Origin of the sequence: Xenorhabdus sp. BG5, from assembly GCF_015163665.1 — a bacterium.
Lineage (GTDB): Bacteria > Pseudomonadota > Gammaproteobacteria > Enterobacterales > Enterobacteriaceae > Xenorhabdus.
In genome coordinates, this window is the sequence record NZ_JADEUG010000004.1 from 113,668 (window position 1) to 133,518 (window position 19,851).

Consider the following 19,851-nt stretch of genomic DNA (forward strand, 5'->3'; position numbering starts at 1 on the left):
CAATGGGAATCGACTCAATAGATTTCAAGGTACAGTACAGTTAATAAGGTGGCAATTTGGGAAATAAAAAGGTATATACCAATCTGATTTCAATATGCGGAAGGGATTAGGGATGAAAAAATTCCTTTAGTGAAAATATCCCTTGAGTCTCAATGAGGTCTGCATGTCAATAGGGGGAAATTCTAAGTTTGATTTTAAACTGAAAGACAAATAGCGTATTCAGGGGGGGCTGTCAATTAAGGATTACCAGAAAAAATGGCGAGCCAATAATGGTGCTGTAAAATTTTTTTTCAAATAAAAACCTCTGGGCAACGTCATAATTGGCTGGCCATATTCACCTATCGCTTCGGTCAATGCTCGGCTATTGGCGGCCTTGGGGCGTAATTGCAGCACTTCACCATGACGGGCAGTAATGCTTTCGACTTTTCCTAATACAATAAGATCCATCAGTTCTTCCCAATCGTGTCGCAGCAACTCTTCTTCAATCACATTCGGGCTCCAAAGCAATGGAGTACCTACACGGCGTTCAGATAATGGAATACTTCTTTCTCCCTCAACGGGTATCCACAGGACGCGGGATAATTTACGCCTGACGTAGCAGTTTTCCCAGGTAATGCCGCTATTACCTGTTAAAGGCGCAACACAGACAAAGGTTGTTTCTAATGGATAACCTTTGCTATCCACAGGGATAGTTTTCAACTCGACACCGATATGTTCAAAATCTTGTTCAGGCTTACTGCCCGCATTTGCCCCTAAATAGTATTCAAGTAGCATACCAACCCAACCTTTATCACGTTTTAAATTGGGGGGAATAGAGAGCCTGGCCAATGCAGCAAGTTCACCCATAGATAAGCCAGCCAGAGAATGGGCTCGATTGAAGAGTTGTTGTTCGTTTTCAGGCGGTGTTGGGGGCGTAAAGTACATGTTATTGAGTATATTTTTTTCTGGTTAAAAAGTGTTCATGTTAATTTTGGGAAATCATTATTAATTTATCGTTAACAAGATCATTTTGATAATAGCATGATCTACAAGATCTTTTCATTGTTGTTTGCTGCATTAAAAATAGACTCATTATGATTGTTCACCTATTCCCAGTGATAATAAACAGGATCTTACACCATGTTATCCACAGTTTTATGGGATAAGTGATAAAAAGTGAGATCACTGGTTTGATTTACAGCGCTAATGAATGATGTTTTCTACAAAAATAGGCGATTTTTGTTTAACTAAAAGGCATATCCTGTGGATAAATTCACCGATGACTAATATTTGCTCAGCACGAGGAAGGCCAAAAATTTTCATCAGTGATATGTAACGTTAAAAGGGGTATAAAATGTATTAACATAATGAAAAACAATGAGTATTTATTTGCGCTTATAGAGAATGTAAAAATATGTAATAAAAGTATACCCGTCTTACCCCGCTCTTTTTCACATACATATCCACAGAAAAAGTGAATAAAATAGTTCTGACCAGATAATAAATGTTTATAACTTTAGCTTTTCCTGTGAATTAACCCTCTGGAGGCGTAATTCGCGCAGATTTAAAATCAAACCAGCCAAAAGTATTCATTTTTACTTCTGCTATGCTGCGTTTACCTCTGATTTTTTTGAGTGATGGTATTTTTACCAGCCAGTAAGCTATCTTACTGGCCTTTTTCAATGCCTATATTTCTCTTTGGTTAGATTTTCCTAAACTTCTTCGGTGATATAGCGTGCAATGATATCACCCATTTCATCGGTGCCAACCGCTTTGTCATTGCCTGCGAGATCTGCGGTACGATAACCTTGTTCCAAAGCGTGGTTGATTGCCCGTTCAATGGCATCAGCGGCGTCAAGGTGTCCAAAGCTGTAACGTAGCAGCAGTGCTGTGGATAATATTTGGGCAATTGGGTTAGCGATATTTTTACCTGCAATGTCAGGGGCTGAACCGCCAGCAGGTTCATATAAGCCAAAATCTTTTTCATTCAGGCTGGCAGAAGGTAACATTCCCATTGAACCCGTAATCATCGCGCACTCATCGGATAAAATATCGCCAAAAATATTGGAGCATAATAGAACGTCAAATTGAGCGGGATTTTTAATAAGCTGCATAGTGGCGTTATCAATATACATATGTTCGATTGCAACATCAGGATAATCTTTGGCGATTTTGCCAACGACTTCACGCCATAACACGGAGCTTTGCAACACATTCGCTTTATCAATCGAAGTGACTTTATAGCGGCGCTTGCGCGCAGATTCAAATGCAATACGCGCTATCCGTTCTATCTCGAAACGATGATAAATCTCCGTGTCAAAAGCACGCTCATATTTTCCTTCACCTTCGCGCCCCTTGGGTTGTCCAAAATAAATTCCGCCTGTCAGTTCACGAACACATAAAATATCAAAACCTTTGGCGGCGATATCATGGCGAAGGGGACAGAATGATTCTAAGCCTGTATATAAGCGTGCTGGGCGTAAGTTACTGAATAGTTTAAAATACTTTCTCAATGGCAATAATGCCCCTCGTTCTGGCTGTTCAGCGGGCGGCAGATGTTCCCATTTTGGACCACCTACGGAGCCAAATAGGATCGCGTCAGCTTTTTCACAGCCAGCTATCGTTTCTTGAGGTAATGGCGTGCCATGACGATCAATAGCAATCCCCCCCACATCATATTCGCTGGTTGTGATACGGATATTAAAACGATGACGGATGGCATTTAACACTTTGTAGGCTTGCTTCATAACTTCAGGGCCAATGCCATCACCAGGCAAAACAGCAATGTGACAATGCTTGGTTTCTTGCTTGCCCGGAGTCGCGTTATTTGAAATAGACTGGCTTGAGGTCATGATTATGCAGTTTCCTTTTTGTTGTTCTGGTGATTGTTGTGAATATTGCTGTCTTGGTTACTGCTTTGGGAGAGGCGTTGCTTCTCTTTTTCGACTTGCTCTGCCTGCCAGATATTGTTCAGAACATGGACCATAGCTTTGGCAGAGGATTCAATAATGTCAGTTTCCAAACCCATTCCGTGGAAACGGCGACCAAAACATTCCACGATAATATCAACCTGACCAAGCGCATCTTTACCATGTCCCTTACCGGATAATTGATAGGAAATTAATTCCAGAGGGTAACCCGTAATGCGGTTGATGGCCTGATAGATGGCATCAACCGTACCATTGCCCGTCGAGGCTTCAGATTTGATTTCATCACCGCAGGCCAAGCTAACGGTTGCAGTAGGTATTGCATTGGAGCCTGACTGGATACTGAAATAGTCCAGACGGAAATGTTCATGTTCTTGCTGTTGTTGATTGATAAACACTAAGGCTTCTAAATCGTAATCAAACACCTGTCCTTTTTTATCGGCCAATTTCAAGAATGCTTGATACAGCGCATCCAAATTGTAGTCACTCTCTTGATAGCCCATTTCTGTCATACGATGTTTCACTGCGGCACGTCCAGAACGTGAGGTCAGGTTCAACTGGGTATCTTTCAGGCCGATGGATTCTGGTGTCATGATTTCGTAAGTTTCACGATTTTTCAGCACCCCATCCTGATGAATGCCGGATGAATGGGAAAACGCATTACTGCCAACTACGGCTTTATGAGCGGGGATCGGTGTATTGCTAATTTGGCTAACTAACTGACTGGTACGGTAAATTTCTTGATGGTTAATATTGGTATGGACTCCCAACATTTGCTGGCGCGTTTTGATCGTCATAATCACTTCTTCCAGCGAGCAGTTACCTGCACGTTCTCCCAATCCATTAATCGTGCCTTCTATTTGACGAGCACCTTCCTGGATGGCTGTAATGGAATTAGCGACGGACATGCCTAAATCGTCGTGGCAGTGGACTGAAATAATCGCTTTATCAATATTGGGTACGCGATTAAATAATGTGCGTATAATACCGCCAAATTGGTAAGGTGTTGTGTAACCCACTGTGTCTGGAATGTTGACAGTGGTTGCACCCGCTTTGATGGCTTGCTCGACAATTTTGCACAAATTATCGATATCTGTACGACCTGCATCTTCGCAGGAAAATTCAACATCATCGGTGTAGTTACGTGCCCGTTTGATAGAGCGAACCGCCATCTCCACAACATCATCAAAGGTTCTTTTTAATTTATGCTCGACATGCAAATTTGAGGTAGCGAGTACCATATGCAGGCGGAAGGCTTCCGCGACTTTCAGGGCTTCAGCGGCGACATCGATATCTTTGTCAACACAGCGGGATAAGGCACAGATACGGCTATTTTTGATTTCACGGGCGATGGTTTGGACGGATTCAAAATCTCCCGGAGAAGAAACTGGAAAACCGGCTTCAATAACATCAACCCCCAATCTTTCCAGTGCATAAGCGATTTGCAGTTTCTCTTTCACACTCAGACTGGCCTGTAATGCCTGTTCTCCATCACGTAACGTAGTATCGAAAATAATAACTTGCTGGCTCATGTTGTGCTCCTGTTAAATAGACTAACTCGTTAATTTAGTTAGATAACTTAGTTCTGTAACTGGGTTTTATTTCTGAGCGCCGGCAGGTAAAAAAAACCCGCGCATGGCGCGGGTTTTTTGTGTCTGATGTAGGTTAACTTATCTCTGTTTTTCACCCACCAACATACCACGCGCATTATTAAAGGCGATAATTAGTAGGCTTAGTAGAAGAATAGGGTGAATCATGTGAGCTAACCTTTGTAAATTTGTTAACTGAGTTTTAATTGCCAATGTATTTTATAGATACTTTATCTAAAAAGTAATGTCAAGCAGTATTAAGTATGAATTTAGCGTGGATTGTGCACATTTCTGGTTGTTTATTGAGTCATTGTTGAGCTTAGTGACTATTTTTTACATTTTTAGCGATGTTTTTATCTATTTTTCATATCTATATATGGAGTAAAATCCTGCTCTGATGGATAAGGAACAAGGATAGATGGATGTTAACCACAGTGTTTTAGGTTAAGACGTCATAACCATATGGAATATTGATAAATTATATTTTGATAGATTGGAATTTCATTGTTGGCTAATTGTTTGTGATACAAATCATTAGTGTAAGTTGATTTATTGCCATTCATATATAACACATTAATGTTCATACCTATAAAAATATTACGGTTACGTAGATAAAAATGTATTGGTTATGCTTATTTTATTTTTTTTGTACAAGAACGAATCCCAGTATATTTTCTAATAAATTGGGGTAATTGATCTTATTAATTTTCATATTTAATGAGAACACTGCTATAAGTTTAGTGGAGTGAAATAATGACAAAACACAACTCAATAACAACAGAAAAAAAAGAATCATGCGATATTCAATTGCGTGGTGTGGATCTTAACTTACTGACTGTTTTTGATACTGTAATGCAAATGCAGAATATTACACGTGCAGCTCAGGCATTGGGAATGTCACAACCTGCTGTCAGTAATGCAGTAGCGCGTTTGAAGACAATGTTTGGTGATGAATTATTTGTTCGTTATGGCCGGGGTATTCAACCAACGGCGAGAGCAAAACAGCTTTTTGGGCCACTCAGACAGGCACTGCAAATTGTCCATAATGAACTGCCTGGCGTGGGATTTGATCCCAACAAGAGTACAAGAGTATTTCATCTCTCTATCTGTAGTCCTCTGGATATTCGTTTAGCTGCTCAAATTGTTGGACAGCTAAAAAAACATGATTCTAATATTGAAGTTGTCATTAAAACACAAATTAATGATGATATTGAAAAGCAATTAAAATATCAGGAAATAGAATTTGTTATCAGCTACAACCAATTGGAATGTCCTGGTTTCCATAATTATTCTCTGTTTAATGATGAATTGGTTTTGGCTGTTTCTAAACATCATCCCAGAATTAGTAAGCGAATTACTCAGCAACAATTGCAGGAAGAAAGACATGCCATCGTTGCGTTGGATAACATAGATTCATTTAGTAAGCCTTACTATGAAAATAATGAATTATTGCGTTCTGTTTCTTATCAGGGAACGGATTTAAATAGCGTTCTTAATATCGTCTCACAAACTTATTTAGTGGCCATAGCGCCAAAATGGATGGTTGAACACTATTCCGAACAGTTAAATATCAGTTCAGTCTCTTTGCCCGATGGTCAAAGTTTTCGTCCTTGTTATTTGATATGGCATGGTGCAACAGAGCGAGATAAAGGCCATCAGTGGATGAAATCACTGTTAAGCCATCTTGGTGAGCAAGAATAGATCACGTTAAAGCTGAATAGATGAAATCAGAGTCTATCCCTATGTTGTATACAAGATAGTGACATACTGGGATAGCGCTCTGTCAAAAATGGACTTCCCCCTTTTACCAGGAATAGGTAGACTGCGCGCAAATAGCTAACATCTGTAAGCTGAAAAGTCGGTAATACACTTACTAAAGACGCTGAATGAAATATTTATACAGGAATATATTGTGATAACAGATCCTCTGCACTCCTATCACTTGGTTAATCGCTTGCAGCAACAATTCAATGAATATCCAGAAAAAATTGCCTTTCGGCAGTGGCTTCCATCTGAACAGCAGGAAATGAATTGGCGACAGGTTGAATGTACAACGAGATCTGTGGCAAAAGCATTATTGTCATTGGGAATAGAAGTGCAGGGGAAAGTGGGTATTTTTGCGCAGAACTGTATGGCATGGTCATTGGCTGACTTAGCTATCCTTCAGCTTCGGGCTGTGACAGTGCCATTGTACGCGACTAATACGGGTGATCAGGCTGCATTTATTCTTAATGATGCAGGAGTACAGGTGTTATTTGTTGGTGGGCAGGAGCAATATGACATTGCAATATCACTGATTGAACAGTGCCCTAAACTTGCTCATCTTATTGTTATGGATGAATCTGTCGACTTGAAAGGATGCCCGCAAGCATTGTATTTATCCGCTTTTATTGACAATGACTATTCGCAATATCAGGCCGAACTTAATAGCCGTATTGCGGGTCAGGATTTGAATGATCTCTTCACGCTAATCTATACCTCTGGCACAACGGGAGAACCAAAGGGAGTAATGCTGGATTACCGGAATATGGCGGCACAGCTCTATCTGCATGACCGGAGATTAACATTGACCAACCAGGATGTATCACTCTGCTTTCTGCCGCTATCCCATATTTTTGAGCGGGCGTGGAGTTATTATGTCATGCACACAGGTGCCCTGAACGTCTATTTAACAGATACGAATCTTGTGCGTGAAGCCATGTCTGATGTGCATCCGACGGTAATGTGTTCTGTTCCCCGTTTTTATGAAAAAGTGCATAGCGCGATCTTAGAAAAAGTTGCCCGGGCACCTTTTTGGCGTAGGATGATTTTTAATTGGGCCTTGAAGCGGGGTGAAGAGCACTGGATGCGTCAGCAGAAGAATAAAAAAGGTTGCCCATTCACGCGCTGTAGTTATCAATTGGCTGACAAATTGGTGTTGAATAAGCTCCGTGGACTTTTAGGGGGGCGAGTACGTTTCTTGCCCGTGGCGGGAGCACGCCTCGACGATGCCATTACTCGTTTCTTTCTGTCCATTGGTCTGGATATCAAATATGGGTATGGTATGACAGAAACTTGTGCCACGGTGTCTTGCTGGGAAGAGAAAAATTATCTGTTAGGCTCAATTGGTACGCCATTACCTGATGTTGATGTTCGCATTAGCGCGGAAGGGGAAATCCAGGTGCGTGGCCCTATTGTCATGAAAGGGTACTTCAATCGCCCGGAGGAAACTGTCCATGCCTTTACGGAAGATGGCTGGTTGCGAACAGGCGATGCCGGAAAGCTGGGCGATAATGGAAATCTGTTTATTACCGAGCGCCTGAAAGATCTGATGAAAACATCAACAGGCAAATATATTGCGCCGCAAATGATTGAAGGGGTGTTAGGGCAAGATCGTTTTATTGAACATATTGCCGTCATTGCTGATGCCCGCCAATTCGTTTCTGCGTTGATCGTGCCCAGTTATGAAGCGCTGGAAGAATACGCGAAATCTATCAATCTCCATTATCGTGATCGCCTTGAGTTGTTGCGCAATCATCAGGTTGTAGGGCTGTTTGAACGGCGCTTAAAGGAAATGCAAAAAAATATTGTTAAATTCCATCAAGTCAAACGATTTATTCTTTTGCCGGAAGCCTTTTCAATGGAAAAAGGTGAATTAACACCGACATTGAAATTACGCCGCAAGGTTATTTCTCAGCGTTATCAGCGTGAAATTGAATCTATGTATCGGGATTGACAATAGACAAAAGTTCGGCTCTTCTGCAACGAATGTTTTCAATATGTAAATTGATGTTTGCTAACACTTGTATCTAACGTTATGTTAGTTAACTTAGCGTTATGGAATAAATAAGAAATGGAATAAATGAGGTAACTTTTTCGTTATCTTATGAAATTCCGACGATTAACTTGCAAACAGAGCCAGGAGGCAAACTCGATGGAGATGTTGTCAGGAGCCGAAATGGTTGTCAGATCGCTAATCGATCAGGGCGTTGAACACGTGTTCGGTTATCCGGGCGGGGCGGTACTGGATATTTACGATGCCCTGCATACGATTGGGGGAATCGAACATATTTTAGTACGTCATGAACAGGGTGCTGTTCATATGGCGGATGGCTATGCGCGTTGTACAGGAAAAGTCGGGGTTGTTTTAGTCACCTCCGGGCCAGGGGCAACCAATGCCGTCACGGGCATTGCAACGGCATACATGGATTCAATTCCTATGGTCGTGTTATCTGGTCAGGTTGCCAGTTCTCTGATAGGTAATGATGCTTTTCAAGAGTGCGATATGGTGGGAATTTCCCGTCCCATTGTGAAGCATAGTTTTCTGATAAAAAAAGCAGAAGATATCCCAGATACCATTAAAAAAGCGTTTTACTTGGCCGCAAGTGGTCGGCCAGGACCTGTTGTTATTGATTTTCCCAAAGATACCGTCAATCCTGCATTGAAATTCCCGTATGTGTACCCTGAAAAAATTAACTTGCGTTCTTATAACCCTACCGTTCAGGGGCACAAGGGACAAATTAAACGTGCATTGAAAACGCTGATGGGGGCGAAAAAACCCGTCATTTATGTCGGTGGTGGTGCCATAAGTTCAACATGTACAACGGAATTGCTGAAATTAGCTGAACATTTCCATATTCCGGTCGTCAGTTCGTTGATGGGATTGGGCGCATTTCCTGCAACGCATCGCCAAAGCCTGGGAATGCTGGGAATGCACGGAACTTTTGAAGCGAATAAAGCGATGCACAACTCTGATGTCATTTTTGCCGTAGGTGTGCGTTTTGACGATCGAACAACCAATAATTTGGAAAAATATTGCCCGGAAGCAACCGTATTACACATTGATATCGATCCAACCTCAATTTCTAAAACGGTAACGGCGGATATCCCTATTGTTGGCGATGCTAAACAAGTGCTTGGTCAGATGCTGGAATTATTAGATTCCATAGAAGATACCCAAGATCCTGATGCTCTGAAAGATTGGTGGCTTTCCATTGAACAGTGGCGCTGCCGCAAGTGCCTTGATTATGATCACACGACAGTGAAAATCAAACCACAGGCCGTTATTGAAACCCTTTATCGTCTAACCAAAGGGGAAGCCTATATTGCGTCAGATGTTGGTCAGCATCAGATGTTTGCCGCTCTGCATTATCCATTTGATAAACCAAGACGATGGATCAATTCCGGTGGTTTAGGAACGATGGGGTTTGGTTTGCCTGCTGCGCTTGGCGTGAAGTTGGCAAAACCTAAAGCCACGGTAGTGTGTGTCACAGGGGATGGCAGTATCCAGATGAATATTCAAGAATTGTCTACTGCCTTGCAATATGGTCTGCCTGTTCTGGTACTGAATCTGAATAACCGTTTCTTGGGTATGGTGAAACAATGGCAGGATATGATATACGCGGGGCGTCATTCTCAATCCTATATGGAATCCCTGCCTGATTTTGTCAAATTAGCCGAGGCTTATGGGCATATTGGTATTCCCATCCAAACTTACGATGAATTGGAGGCTAAATTGACTCAGGCACTGCATGAGGTGACTGAAAATCAACGTCTCGTTTTCGTGGATGTTACCGTTGATGAGACAGAGCATGTTTATCCAATGCAGATCCGAGGCGGAGCAATGGATGAAATGTGGTTAAGCAAAACAGAGAGGACCTGATCATGCGCCGGATTTTGTCTGTATTACTTGAAAACGAATCGGGAGCATTATCCCGCGTGGTTGGTTTGTTTTCTCAACGAGGTTATAACATCGAAAGTTTGACTGTTGCCCCGACTGATGATCCCACATTGTCACGCATGACCATTCAAACCAAAGGGGATGCCAAGGTATTGGAGCAAATTGAAAAGCAATTGCATAAGTTGGTGGATGTATTGCGAGTCAACGAATTAACAGCAGGGCCTCATGTTGAGCGTGAAATCATGCTGGTTAAATTACAAGCCAGTGGATATGGACGGGAAGAGATTAAGCGCAGCACAGATATTTTTCGCGGGCAGATCGTTGATGTGACTTCAACACTCTATACTGTCCAATTAGTGGGAACGAGTGAAAAACTGGACGCTTTTCTTGATTCAGTCAGAGAAGTGGCAGAGATTATCGAAGTCGCGCGATCAGGTATCGTTGGTGTCTCGCGCGGAGATAAAATTATGCGATGAAAAATCGTAATCTGCGGGTTAAAATACAGATATTCATTGAGCCCTACTGTAAAGTAGGGCTTTTTCATCATCTTACTGAGGGGTTAATGTGAAACTGGATGAGATCGCCCGCTTAGCAGGTGTTTCACGTACTACGGCCAGTTATGTCATCAATGGTAAAGCCAAGCAGTATCGGGTCAGCGATAAGACAGTAGAAAAAGTGATGGCAGTGGTCAGGGAGCATAATTATCATCCTAATGCTGTCGCTGCTGGCCTTCGGGCAGGGCGAACCCGTTCAATTGGTTTAGTCATACCCGATCTAGAAAATACCAGCTATACACGTATTGCCAATTATCTTGAGCGTCAGGCACGGCAGCGTGGTTACCAGTTATTGATCGCATGTTCTGAGGATCAGCCTGATAATGAAATGCGCTGTGTTGAACATCTTTTGCAACGTCAGGTCGATGCTATCATTGTTTCCACCGCTTTGCCGCCTGAGCATCCTTTCTACCAACGCTGGGCAAACCGCACATTGCCAATTATCGCACTTGACCGAGCTCTGGACAGCGAACACTTTGTCAGTGTGGTTGGCGATGATCTCGAAGATGCGAAGATGTTGGCACAGGAGTTGCGCCAATTCCCGGCTGAATCTGTCCTTTATTTGGGGGCATTGCCTGAATTATCGGTCAGTTTTTTGCGTGAACAAGGATTCCGCGAAGCATGGGAACATGATCCACGGAAAGTAAACTATCTTTATGCCAATAGCTATGAACGTGAAGCTGCGGCTGAAGTATTTGCGTCATGGTTGGAGGCAAACTCTGTTCCCCAGGCCTTGTATACCACTTCATTTGCGTTACTTCAGGGAGTTATGGATACACTCCTCAAGCGCAGCGGCCGTTTACCAAGTCAATTGGTGATTGCTACATTTGGTGATCATGAGTTGCTTGATTTCCTTGAATGTCCGGTATTGTCGGTGGCACAACGCCATCGTGATGTCGCTGAACGTGCCCTTGAACTGGTATTAGCCAGTTTGGATGAAAAGCAGCGTCCAACTCCCGGAATAACCCGAATGCGTCGCCATCTCTGCCGTCGCGGTAAGTTAAGCCGAAAAGCCTAATTGAGTACCCTCATTAAAGATGAGGGTGCTGTTCACCTGCCTAAAATCATCAAAATACGCTTGTTGAGGTAATTTTGAGATTATTCTTACTAAAATTCTTCTAAACAGCTTTTTATGACCGTGAAAATCGATAATATGTTATTTAAATTCACAAGATGAATAATTTTGTAACTAAATGTTATTGTTTTTGTGTGTTATTTGTTATTCGAGTATTATTTTTTTATTTGATTGATATATAATCATTTTATATTTTTAGATAACTACAAAATTTCAAAATGTTATTATTTTTTATACTATTGTAACTTAAATATATAGTTATTATTGATAAGGTTATGGTGATTAACAATTGGGTAACAATGAGATATGAGTTACATAAATTAATTTAAGTGATAATTAATTGGCTAAATTCCATCCTAAACAAGTCTCTCTACAGATTTATTAAATTATTCAAAATTATCATAGTGTTATCTATTATTAATAGAGCCAAAACTAAAAAATCCTTCTTTTTCTCTTATGAATCTTTCTGTAAATCTAGCTAAAGCGCACGGGCTCTGGCTTGACAAGGTTTTCATACCATCCGTAAACTCTTAATTGTGGTGATTTGTGGGATAATGTGGCGATTTGGGCCATCAAGGGGTAACCTGAGTATGTTTCGTGGAGCAACACTGGTTAATCTCGATAGCAAAGGGCGGCTCACTGTACCAGCCCGATATAGAGAAATGCTGAATGAAGTATCAACAGGCCAAATGGTTTGTACTATTGATCTCCATCAGCCGTGCTTGTTGCTTTATACATTACCCGAATGGGAAATCATCGAAAAAAAATTATCTCGCTTATCCAGCATGAATCCAGCCGAACGTCGTGTTCAACGTTTGTTATTGGGACACGCCAGTGAATGTCAAATGGACAGTGCAGGACGTCTTTTATTAGCCAGCACACTGCGTCAGCACGCAGGGCTAACAAAAGAGGTCATGCTGGTTGGGCAATTTAATAAATTTGAATTGTGGGATGAACAAGTTTGGTATCAACAGGTACAGGATGATATTGCAGCTGAACAATCCACACAAGAACCTCTATCAGCAAGGCTACAGGATTTATCACTATAACATGGCAAATAGTCATTTTAAGCATACCAGTGTACTGCTGGATGAAGCTGTCAATGGATTGAATATTCACGAAGATGGAATTTATATCGATGGAACGTTTGGGCGCGGGGGACATTCTCGCCTGATTTTGTCGAAATTGGGCCCTAATGGACGTCTGATGGCGATCGATCGTGACCTACAAGCTATTGAAGCGTCAAAGGCCATTACTGACAAGCGTTTTTCTATTACTCATGGGCCATTTTCTGAATTGGCAACTTATGTAGAAGATGCAGGTCTGGTTGGAAAAATTAATGGTGTATTGCTGGATTTAGGGGTTTCTTCCCCACAGCTGGATGATCCTGAACGTGGTTTTTCATTTATGCGTGATGGGCCATTGGATATGCGCATGGATACCACACGGGGGCAGTCTGCCGCAGAGTGGTTGATGAAGGCTCAAGCAGATGACATCGCATGGGTGTTGAAAACATTTGGCGAAGAACGTTTTGCTAAACGCATCTCGAAAGCCATTGTGACACGCAATCAGGAACAGCCTCTTACGCGTACTCGTGAGCTGGCAGAGTTAATTGCTCAGGCAAGCCCGGTTAAAGAAAAACATAAGCATCCGGCAACACGCAGCTTTCAGGCTATCAGGATTTACATTAACAGTGAACTGGAAGAGATAGAACGTGCATTAGATGGCGCATTGCGCGTTCTGGCACCACAAGGGCGATTATCTGTCATCAGTTTCCATTCGTTGGAAGATCGCATAGTGAAACGCTTTATCCGACAACACAGTCAGGGGCCACAGGTTCCAGTCGGTTTACCTCTCACGGAAGCGCAGTTAAAAATGCTGGGGGGAAGAAGTCTGAAATCCATTGGCAAAATGAAACCCTCAGAGGGTGAAGTCGCCACAAACCCAAGGGCGCGAAGCTCGGTTTTGCGGTTTGCTGAAAAGGCGGGTGAATGATGGCGGGTGAACGTCATGGGTTAGTTGGCGTGATTGGTAATGATTTAATTCGTAATGCCAAACTCCCACTAATTTTGCTGGTAGTCGTTGTCGTTTCAGCTATCAGCGTTGTGACGGTCACACATCAAACCCGCTTATTGACTGCGGAAAAAGAGCGTCAAGTGATCCAGCTTGATGCTCAGGATATTGAGTGGCGTAACCTGCTCCTTGAAGAGAACGCACTGGGTGATCACAGTCGGGTTGAACGAATTGCGACTGAAAAATTGCAGATGCAACACGTTGATCCAGGTAAAGAGAATATTGTGATCACTCAATGAGTCCAGTTGACAACCAAAAGGTGGGCGATGAAAGCTGCACGCTCTTTAAAGTTGAAAAAGCAAGAAGATAAAGCAAGTTTTGTAAGCTGGCGCTTTGCCTTGCTGTGTGGAGGCATTGGGGTTGCTTTAATCGGGCTTTTGATTCGTGTTGCCTATTTGCAGATCATCAATCCTGATCGTTTGGTAAAAGAAGGTGATTCACGTTCCCTGCGCATCCAATCTGTTCCAACCGCCCGTGGCATGATCAATGATCGCAATGGGCGTCCACTGGCGGTGAGTGTACCTGTTGATGCGGTTTGGGCAGATCCCAAAGAAGTGTTTGAAAAAGGCGGCATCACAAATGACACCCGTTGGCAGGCTTTGGCTGATGCTCTTTCTCTCCCTCTTGAACAATTAACCAGCAAAATTAGCGAATATCCCAAAGGGCGTTTTGTCTACCTTGCTCGCCAAGTGAATACGTCTATCGGCGATTATGTCGAGAAATTGAAGCTATCCGGTATCTATTTACGTCAGGAATCCCGCCGTTATTATCCGGCAGGGCAGGTGACAGCACATATTATTGGGGTGACTAACATTGATGGTAAAGGCATTGAGGGCGTTGAAAAGAGCTTTGATAACTGGCTGACAGGCATGCCGGGAAGCCGAACTGTTCGTAAAGATCGTACAGGGCGTGTTATTGAGGATATTTCATCTACCGATAGCCGGGCAGCCCATGATTTGACGCTCAGTATAGATGAGCGTCTTCAGACGTTGGTGTATCGCGAATTGACGAAAGCGGTTGCACTGAACAAAGCTGAATCAGGTACAGCCGTATTGGTTGATGTCAATACTGGCGAAGTTTTGGCGATGGCAAACAGCCCATCTTATAATCCCAATAATTTGGCAGGAACGCCGAAAGATGCGATGCGGAACCGTGCCATCACCGATATTTTTGAGCCCGGCTCCACGGTGAAGCCGCTGGTAGTGATGAGTGCATTGAATAGTGGCATTGTCAAAGAAAATACGGTGCTAGATACCAGGCCATACCGATTAACGTATGGTTCGCGTGGTCATGAAATCAGAGACGTGGCACCACGCCCTGAGTTAACGATCACTGGGATCTTACAGAAGTCGAGTAACGTTGGTGTTTCCAAGCTGGCGTTAGCGATGCCTGCCTCAGAGGTGGTAAATGTTTATTCACGCTTTGGGATGGGAAAACCGACCAATTTGGGGCTGGTCGGAGAAAGTAGTGGCTTATTTCCAACTAATAAACAACGGTGGTCAGATCTTGATAGGGCCACCTTTTCTTTCGGCTACGGGCTAATGGTAACGCCGTTACAGTTAGCGCGTGTCTATGCAACGATAGGTAGCTTGGGCATTTATCGTCCCCTGTCAATTACCAAAGTTGATCCCCCTGTACCGGGAACCCGGGTATTTCCTGAACACATTATGCGAACAGTCGTGCATATGATGGAGAGTGTTGCATTACCCGGCGGCGGCGGTGTACGAGCGGCAATAAAAGGTTATCGTATTGCGATTAAAACGGGTACGGCAAGAAAAGTTGGGGCGGATGGCAAATACCTCAATAATAAACATATTTCTTATACCGCTGGGGTTGCACCTGTGAGTAATCCACGGTTTTCACTGGTTGTGATCATCAATGATCCTCAGGCAGGTAAATATTATGGTGGTGCGGTTGCAGCGCCTGTCTTCGGTGCCATCATGAGTGGTGTTCTGCGTACCATGAATGTTGAACCAGATGCATTGCCTGTAGGCGATAAAAACGAATTTGTGATTAATCAATAAAGAGGATAAAAGTGGCAGATCGTAATTTGCGCGATTTATTGGCTCCTTGGGGTGTTGATACACCAGAGCTTCCGCTGCGTGAAATGACATTGGATAGCCGTAAGGCGGCTGCCGGAGATCTGTTTGTTGCGGTTCAAGGGCATCAGACAGACGGCCGAAAGTATATTCCTCAAGCCATCGCTCAAGGTGTCGCTGCGGTGATTGCAGAAGCGAAGGGAAAAGCGGAAAACGGTACGATGCAGAAAATGCACGGTGTGCCTGTTATCTATCTGGACGATTTAAATAGTAAATTATCCAAGCTGGCCGGTGAGTTTTACCAACATCCCGGCAATAAACTGAAATTGGTTGGGGTGACTGGCACCAACGGGAAAACAACAACAACCCAATTATTGGCGCAATGGAGCCAGGGGCTTGGTGAAACCAGTGCCGTGATGGGGACAGTAGGAAATGGTTTGTTGGGCATGATAGTACCCAGCGAAAATACGACTGGCTCTGCGGTTGATATTCAGCTTGATTTACAGCAAGTTGCTCATCAAAATGCCACTTTTGTTGCGATGGAAGTCTCTTCGCATGGTTTGGTTCAGGGACGCGTGGCTGCATTGCCATTTCAAGCTGCTATTTTTACTAATTTAAGCCGTGATCACCTTGATTATCACGGTGATATGGAAAATTACGAAGAGGCTAAATGGCGACTGTTTAGTAGCCATAATGTGAAGCAGAAAATCATTAATGCTGATGATGTGATTGGGCAAAAGTGGTTGTCCCGTCTGCCGGACGCAGTTGCTGTCTCAATGGAGAATAACTTGCCAGAAAATTGGCAAGGGCGTTGGCTATCAGCCAGTGAAGTGCATTATCACGATAAAGGTGTATCCATCACATTTACTTCCAGTTGGGGAAATGGAACGCTCAATAGCCCTTTGATGGGCGCGTTCAATGTCAGCAACTTACTCCTGGCGCTGACCACTTTGTTGTCCTTGGACTATTCCTTGGAGAAATTGCTATCGACAGCGTCTTATCTGAGTCCTGTTTGTGGACGTATGGAAGTTTTTTCTGCTGTCGGTCGTCCGACGATTGTCGTTGATTATGCCCACACGCCTGATGCTTTGGAAAAAGCATTGTCTGCGGCTCGTCTGCACTGTAAGGGGCAACTTTGGTGTGTATTTGGTTGTGGAGGTGATCGTGACAAAGGCAAACGTCCATTAATGGGAGGAGTTGCAGAGCAGGATGCTGATCATGTGGTTGTCACTGATGATAACCCTCGCAGTGAAGAGCCTCAGGCCATTGTGGCTGATATTCTGCAAGGATTCATCGACCCAGGGCAGGCGATGGTGATTCATGGGCGCGTTGAGGCCGTCACCAGTGCCATTATGCAGGCAAGCGAAGAAGATGTTGTTCTGGTGGCAGGCAAAGGCCATGAAGATTACCAACTGGTTGGCAATCGTCGTCTGGATTACTCAGATCGCCTGACCGTTGCACGTTTGTTGGGGGTAATTGCATGATCCCTCTGACCCTACAGCAATTGGCACAGTTGACGAATGGCTTGTTACATCGCGTTACCGAGCAGCAAGCGGAAACTTTGCCAATTTATACGGTGGAAACTGATAGCCGTAACATCGTGCATGGCGGTTTGTTTATTGCCTTAAAAGGGGAAAAATTTGACGCCCACGATTTCGCTGCTGATGTAGCACAGCAGGGCGCTGGCGCTTTATTGGTTAGCCGTCGTCTGGATATTGATTGTCCACAGGTTGTGGTTGAAGACACACGTTTGGCGATGGGAAAACTGGCGGGTTGGGTTCGTCAGCAAAGTAAAGCACGCATTGTGGCTTTAACTGGCTCGTCGGGTAAAACGTCGGTAAAAGAGATGACCGCCGCGATCTTGCGTCAATGTGGAAATACCCTTTATACCGCAGGTAACTTCAACAATGACATTGGCGTGCCATTGACCTTGTTCAGACTGACTGATGAACACCAGTTTGCTGTGATTGAACTCGGGGCGAACCATATCGGTGAAATTGCTTACACCACGGAAATGACACGTCCTGAAAGCGCATTGGTCAATAACCTTTTCTCTGCTCATTTGGCAGGATTTGGTTCTTTGGCTGGAGTGGCAAAGGCTAAAGGTGAAATCTTTGCCGGCCTTGCTCCGACCGGAACCGCCATTATCAATCTGGATAGCAATGATTGGGAAAATTGGCAGCACAGCATTAGCGAACAGCAAACAGTATGGCGCTTTTCCGCATCATCGTCATCATCAACGACGGGGGCGGATTTTTACGCAACAGACATTTTAGAACAGCCGCTGACAACGCATTTTTGTCTCCATAGCCCAATTGGAAGCGTTGAACTGACCTTACCATTGCCGGGCAAACACAATATTGCTAATGCGTTAGCTGCCACTGCACTGGCAATTTCTGTGGGTGCATCGTTGGATGATATTCGTACCGGATTATCGGGATTGAAAGCAGTTGCAGGACGTCTATTCCCCATCCCTCTGACTGAGGGAAAAGTAGTATTGGACGACACTTATAACGCGAATCCCGGCTCTATGATTGCTGCGGCGAATGTGTTAGCGCAGATGTCCGGTTATCGGGTCATGGTTGTTGGTGATATGGGAGAGTTGGGGGAGCAGGCGATTGAGTGCCATCGTGAGGTGGGCGAAGCCGTGGCATCCACAAATATAGATAAGGTACTCAGCGTTGGGGCTTTCAGTGCTCATATTAGTGACACGAGTGGTCGGGGGCAGCATTTTGCGAACAAGGCTGAATTAGTTGCAGCGCTGCTTCCTTTATTGGAACAACACGAAATGATTTCCATATTAATTAAAGGTTCACGCAGTGCCGCGATGGAAGAGGTAGTGAACGTACTGAAGGAGAACTTCCAATGTTAGTTTGGCTAGCCGAATATTTGGTTAAGTATCACACAGGCTTTAACGTCTTCTCTTATTTGACGTTCAGAGCCATCGTTGGCTTGCTGACTGCATTGGTTATCGCGCTATGGATGGGGCCAACTTTGATCGCTTATCTGCAAAAATTGCAAATAGGCCAAGTTGTACGTGACAACGGTCCTGAGTCCCATTTTAGCAAGCGTGGGACACCGACAATGGGAGGATTGTTGATTTTATTCTCCATTACAATCTCTGTGTTGCTGTGGGCTCGTCTGGATAATCCCTATGTCTGGTGTGTCTTGCTTGTTTTAGTCGGTTATGGCGTTGTGGGGTTTGTGGATGATTATCGCAAAGTGGTGCGTAAGGATACTAAGGGGCTAATTGCTCGTTGGAAATATTTTTGGCAATCCGTTATTGCACTGGGTGTTGCGTTTGCTATGTACAGCATCGGCAAAGATACCTCTGCAACACAATTAGTCGTGCCATTCTTCAAAGAGGTTATGCCACAACTGGGCTTGCTTTACATTCTGCTGACTTATTTTGTGATTGTAGGAACCAGTAACGCGGTGAACCTGACTGATGGACTAGATGGCCTCGCCATTATGCCGACAGTACTTGTTGCAGCAGGTTTTGCTTTAGTGGCATGGGCAACAGGTAACGTGAATTTTGCGAACTACCTGCATATCCCTTATTTGAGCCATGCGGGTGAACTGGTGATTGTCTGTACTGCGATTGTCGGTGCAGGGCTGGGTTTCTTGTGGTTTAACACTTATCCGGCGCAAGTGTTTATGGGTGATGTTGGTTCATTGGCTCTGGGTGGGGCATTGGGCACCATTGCCGTATTACTGCGCCAGGAGTTCCTGTTGATCATCATGGGCGGTGTTTTTGTGGTGGAAACCTTGTCGGTCATCTTACAGGTTGGCTCATTCAAACTGCGTGGACAGCGCATTTTCCGTATGGCACCGATTCACCATCACTATGAATTGAAAGGCTGGCCAGAGCCACGCGTTATCGTGCGCTTTTGGATTATATCTTTGATGCTGGTGTTGATTGGTTTGGCAACGCTGAAGGTACGTTAATCATGACT

14 protein-coding genes and 2 pseudogenes are annotated in these 19,851 nt (G+C 43.8%); 12 read left to right on the plus strand and 4 right to left on the minus strand.

The window, feature by feature from the left end:
* Positions 1-243: 243 nt before the first annotated feature.
* The 4 genes and pseudogenes from mutH to leuA form a co-directional block, all read right to left on the minus strand.
* Entirely contained in the window at positions 244-924 is a 681-nt protein-coding gene (gene mutH / locus IQ209_RS04090; RefSeq protein WP_193849236.1) for a DNA mismatch repair endonuclease MutH, read from the minus strand.
* A gap of 588 nt (positions 925-1,512) precedes the next feature.
* Positions 1,513-1,608, minus strand: a pseudogene (locus IQ209_RS18700) (hypothetical protein); the annotation flags it as partial.
* An 83-nt stretch (positions 1,609-1,691) separates the two neighbouring features.
* Entirely contained in the window at positions 1,692-2,831 is a 1,140-nt protein-coding gene (leuB, locus tag IQ209_RS04100) for a 3-isopropylmalate dehydrogenase (protein WP_193849240.1), read from the minus strand.
* 2 nt (positions 2,832-2,833) lie between these two features.
* The gene (gene leuA, locus IQ209_RS04105) at positions 2,834-4,438 is read right to left on the minus strand and encodes a 2-isopropylmalate synthase (RefSeq protein ID WP_193849242.1); all 1,605 of its coding nucleotides are present in this window, start codon (positions 4,436-4,438) and stop codon (positions 2,834-2,836) included.
* An 810-nt stretch (positions 4,439-5,248) separates the two neighbouring features.
* Between leuA and leuO the strand changes: the two genes are divergently transcribed.
* From leuO to mraY, 12 genes and pseudogenes are all read left to right on the plus strand, one after another.
* On the plus strand, positions 5,249-6,196 hold the full coding sequence (leuO, locus tag IQ209_RS04115) for a transcriptional regulator LeuO (RefSeq protein ID WP_193849246.1): 948 nt from the start codon (positions 5,249-5,251) through the stop codon (positions 6,194-6,196).
* A gap of 214 nt (positions 6,197-6,410) precedes the next feature.
* A complete protein-coding gene (locus IQ209_RS04120) occupies positions 6,411-8,210 on the plus strand; it encodes a long-chain fatty acid--CoA ligase (protein WP_370588386.1) in 1,800 nt (599 codons plus the stop codon).
* A gap of 198 nt (positions 8,211-8,408) precedes the next feature.
* Positions 8,409-10,136 carry an acetolactate synthase 3 large subunit gene (gene ilvI, locus IQ209_RS04125; protein ID WP_193849250.1) on the plus strand — a complete coding sequence of 576 codons (1,728 nt, stop codon included), beginning with the start codon at positions 8,409-8,411 and terminating at the stop codon, positions 10,134-10,136.
* 2 nt (positions 10,137-10,138) lie between these two features.
* Positions 10,139-10,630: an acetolactate synthase small subunit gene (gene ilvN, locus IQ209_RS04130; RefSeq protein ID WP_193849252.1), complete on the plus strand. Its 492-nt coding sequence runs from the start codon at positions 10,139-10,141 to the stop codon at positions 10,628-10,630.
* An 88-nt stretch (positions 10,631-10,718) separates the two neighbouring features.
* Positions 10,719-11,726: a catabolite repressor/activator gene (cra, locus tag IQ209_RS04135; protein WP_193849254.1), complete on the plus strand. Its 1,008-nt coding sequence runs from the start codon at positions 10,719-10,721 to the stop codon at positions 11,724-11,726.
* A 647-nt stretch (positions 11,727-12,373) separates the two neighbouring features.
* Complete coding sequence (mraZ, locus tag IQ209_RS04140; protein WP_189758532.1) at positions 12,374-12,832, plus strand: division/cell wall cluster transcriptional repressor MraZ; 459 nt, start codon at positions 12,374-12,376, stop codon at positions 12,830-12,832.
* A 1-nt stretch (position 12,833) separates the two neighbouring features.
* Positions 12,834-13,778 (plus strand): 16S rRNA (cytosine(1402)-N(4))-methyltransferase RsmH, encoded by a 945-nt coding sequence (rsmH, locus tag IQ209_RS04145; protein ID WP_193849256.1) that lies wholly within the window; start codon positions 12,834-12,836, stop codon positions 13,776-13,778.
* The gene (ftsL, locus tag IQ209_RS04150) at positions 13,775-14,095 is read left to right on the plus strand and encodes a cell division protein FtsL (protein ID WP_193849258.1); all 321 of its coding nucleotides are present in this window, start codon (positions 13,775-13,777) and stop codon (positions 14,093-14,095) included. The genes rsmH and ftsL overlap by 4 nt, the downstream gene beginning before the upstream one ends.
* Positions 14,096-14,122: 27 nt before the next feature.
* Positions 14,123-15,905 (plus strand): annotated as a pseudogene (locus IQ209_RS04155) (peptidoglycan glycosyltransferase FtsI).
* The gene (murE, locus tag IQ209_RS04160) at positions 15,892-17,379 is read left to right on the plus strand and encodes a UDP-N-acetylmuramoyl-L-alanyl-D-glutamate--2,6-diaminopimelate ligase (protein ID WP_193849260.1); all 1,488 of its coding nucleotides are present in this window, start codon (positions 15,892-15,894) and stop codon (positions 17,377-17,379) included. Before IQ209_RS04155 ends, murE begins: the two are co-directional and overlap by 14 nt.
* A complete protein-coding gene (gene murF, locus IQ209_RS04165) occupies positions 17,376-18,767 on the plus strand; it encodes a UDP-N-acetylmuramoyl-tripeptide--D-alanyl-D-alanine ligase (protein ID WP_193849262.1) in 1,392 nt (463 codons plus the stop codon). Before murE ends, murF begins: the two co-directional genes overlap by 4 nt.
* Positions 18,761-19,843 (plus strand): phospho-N-acetylmuramoyl-pentapeptide-transferase, encoded by a 1,083-nt coding sequence (mraY, locus tag IQ209_RS04170; protein WP_189758527.1) that lies wholly within the window; start codon positions 18,761-18,763, stop codon positions 19,841-19,843. Before murF ends, mraY begins: the two co-directional genes overlap by 7 nt.
* Positions 19,844-19,851: the final 8 nt, after the last annotated feature.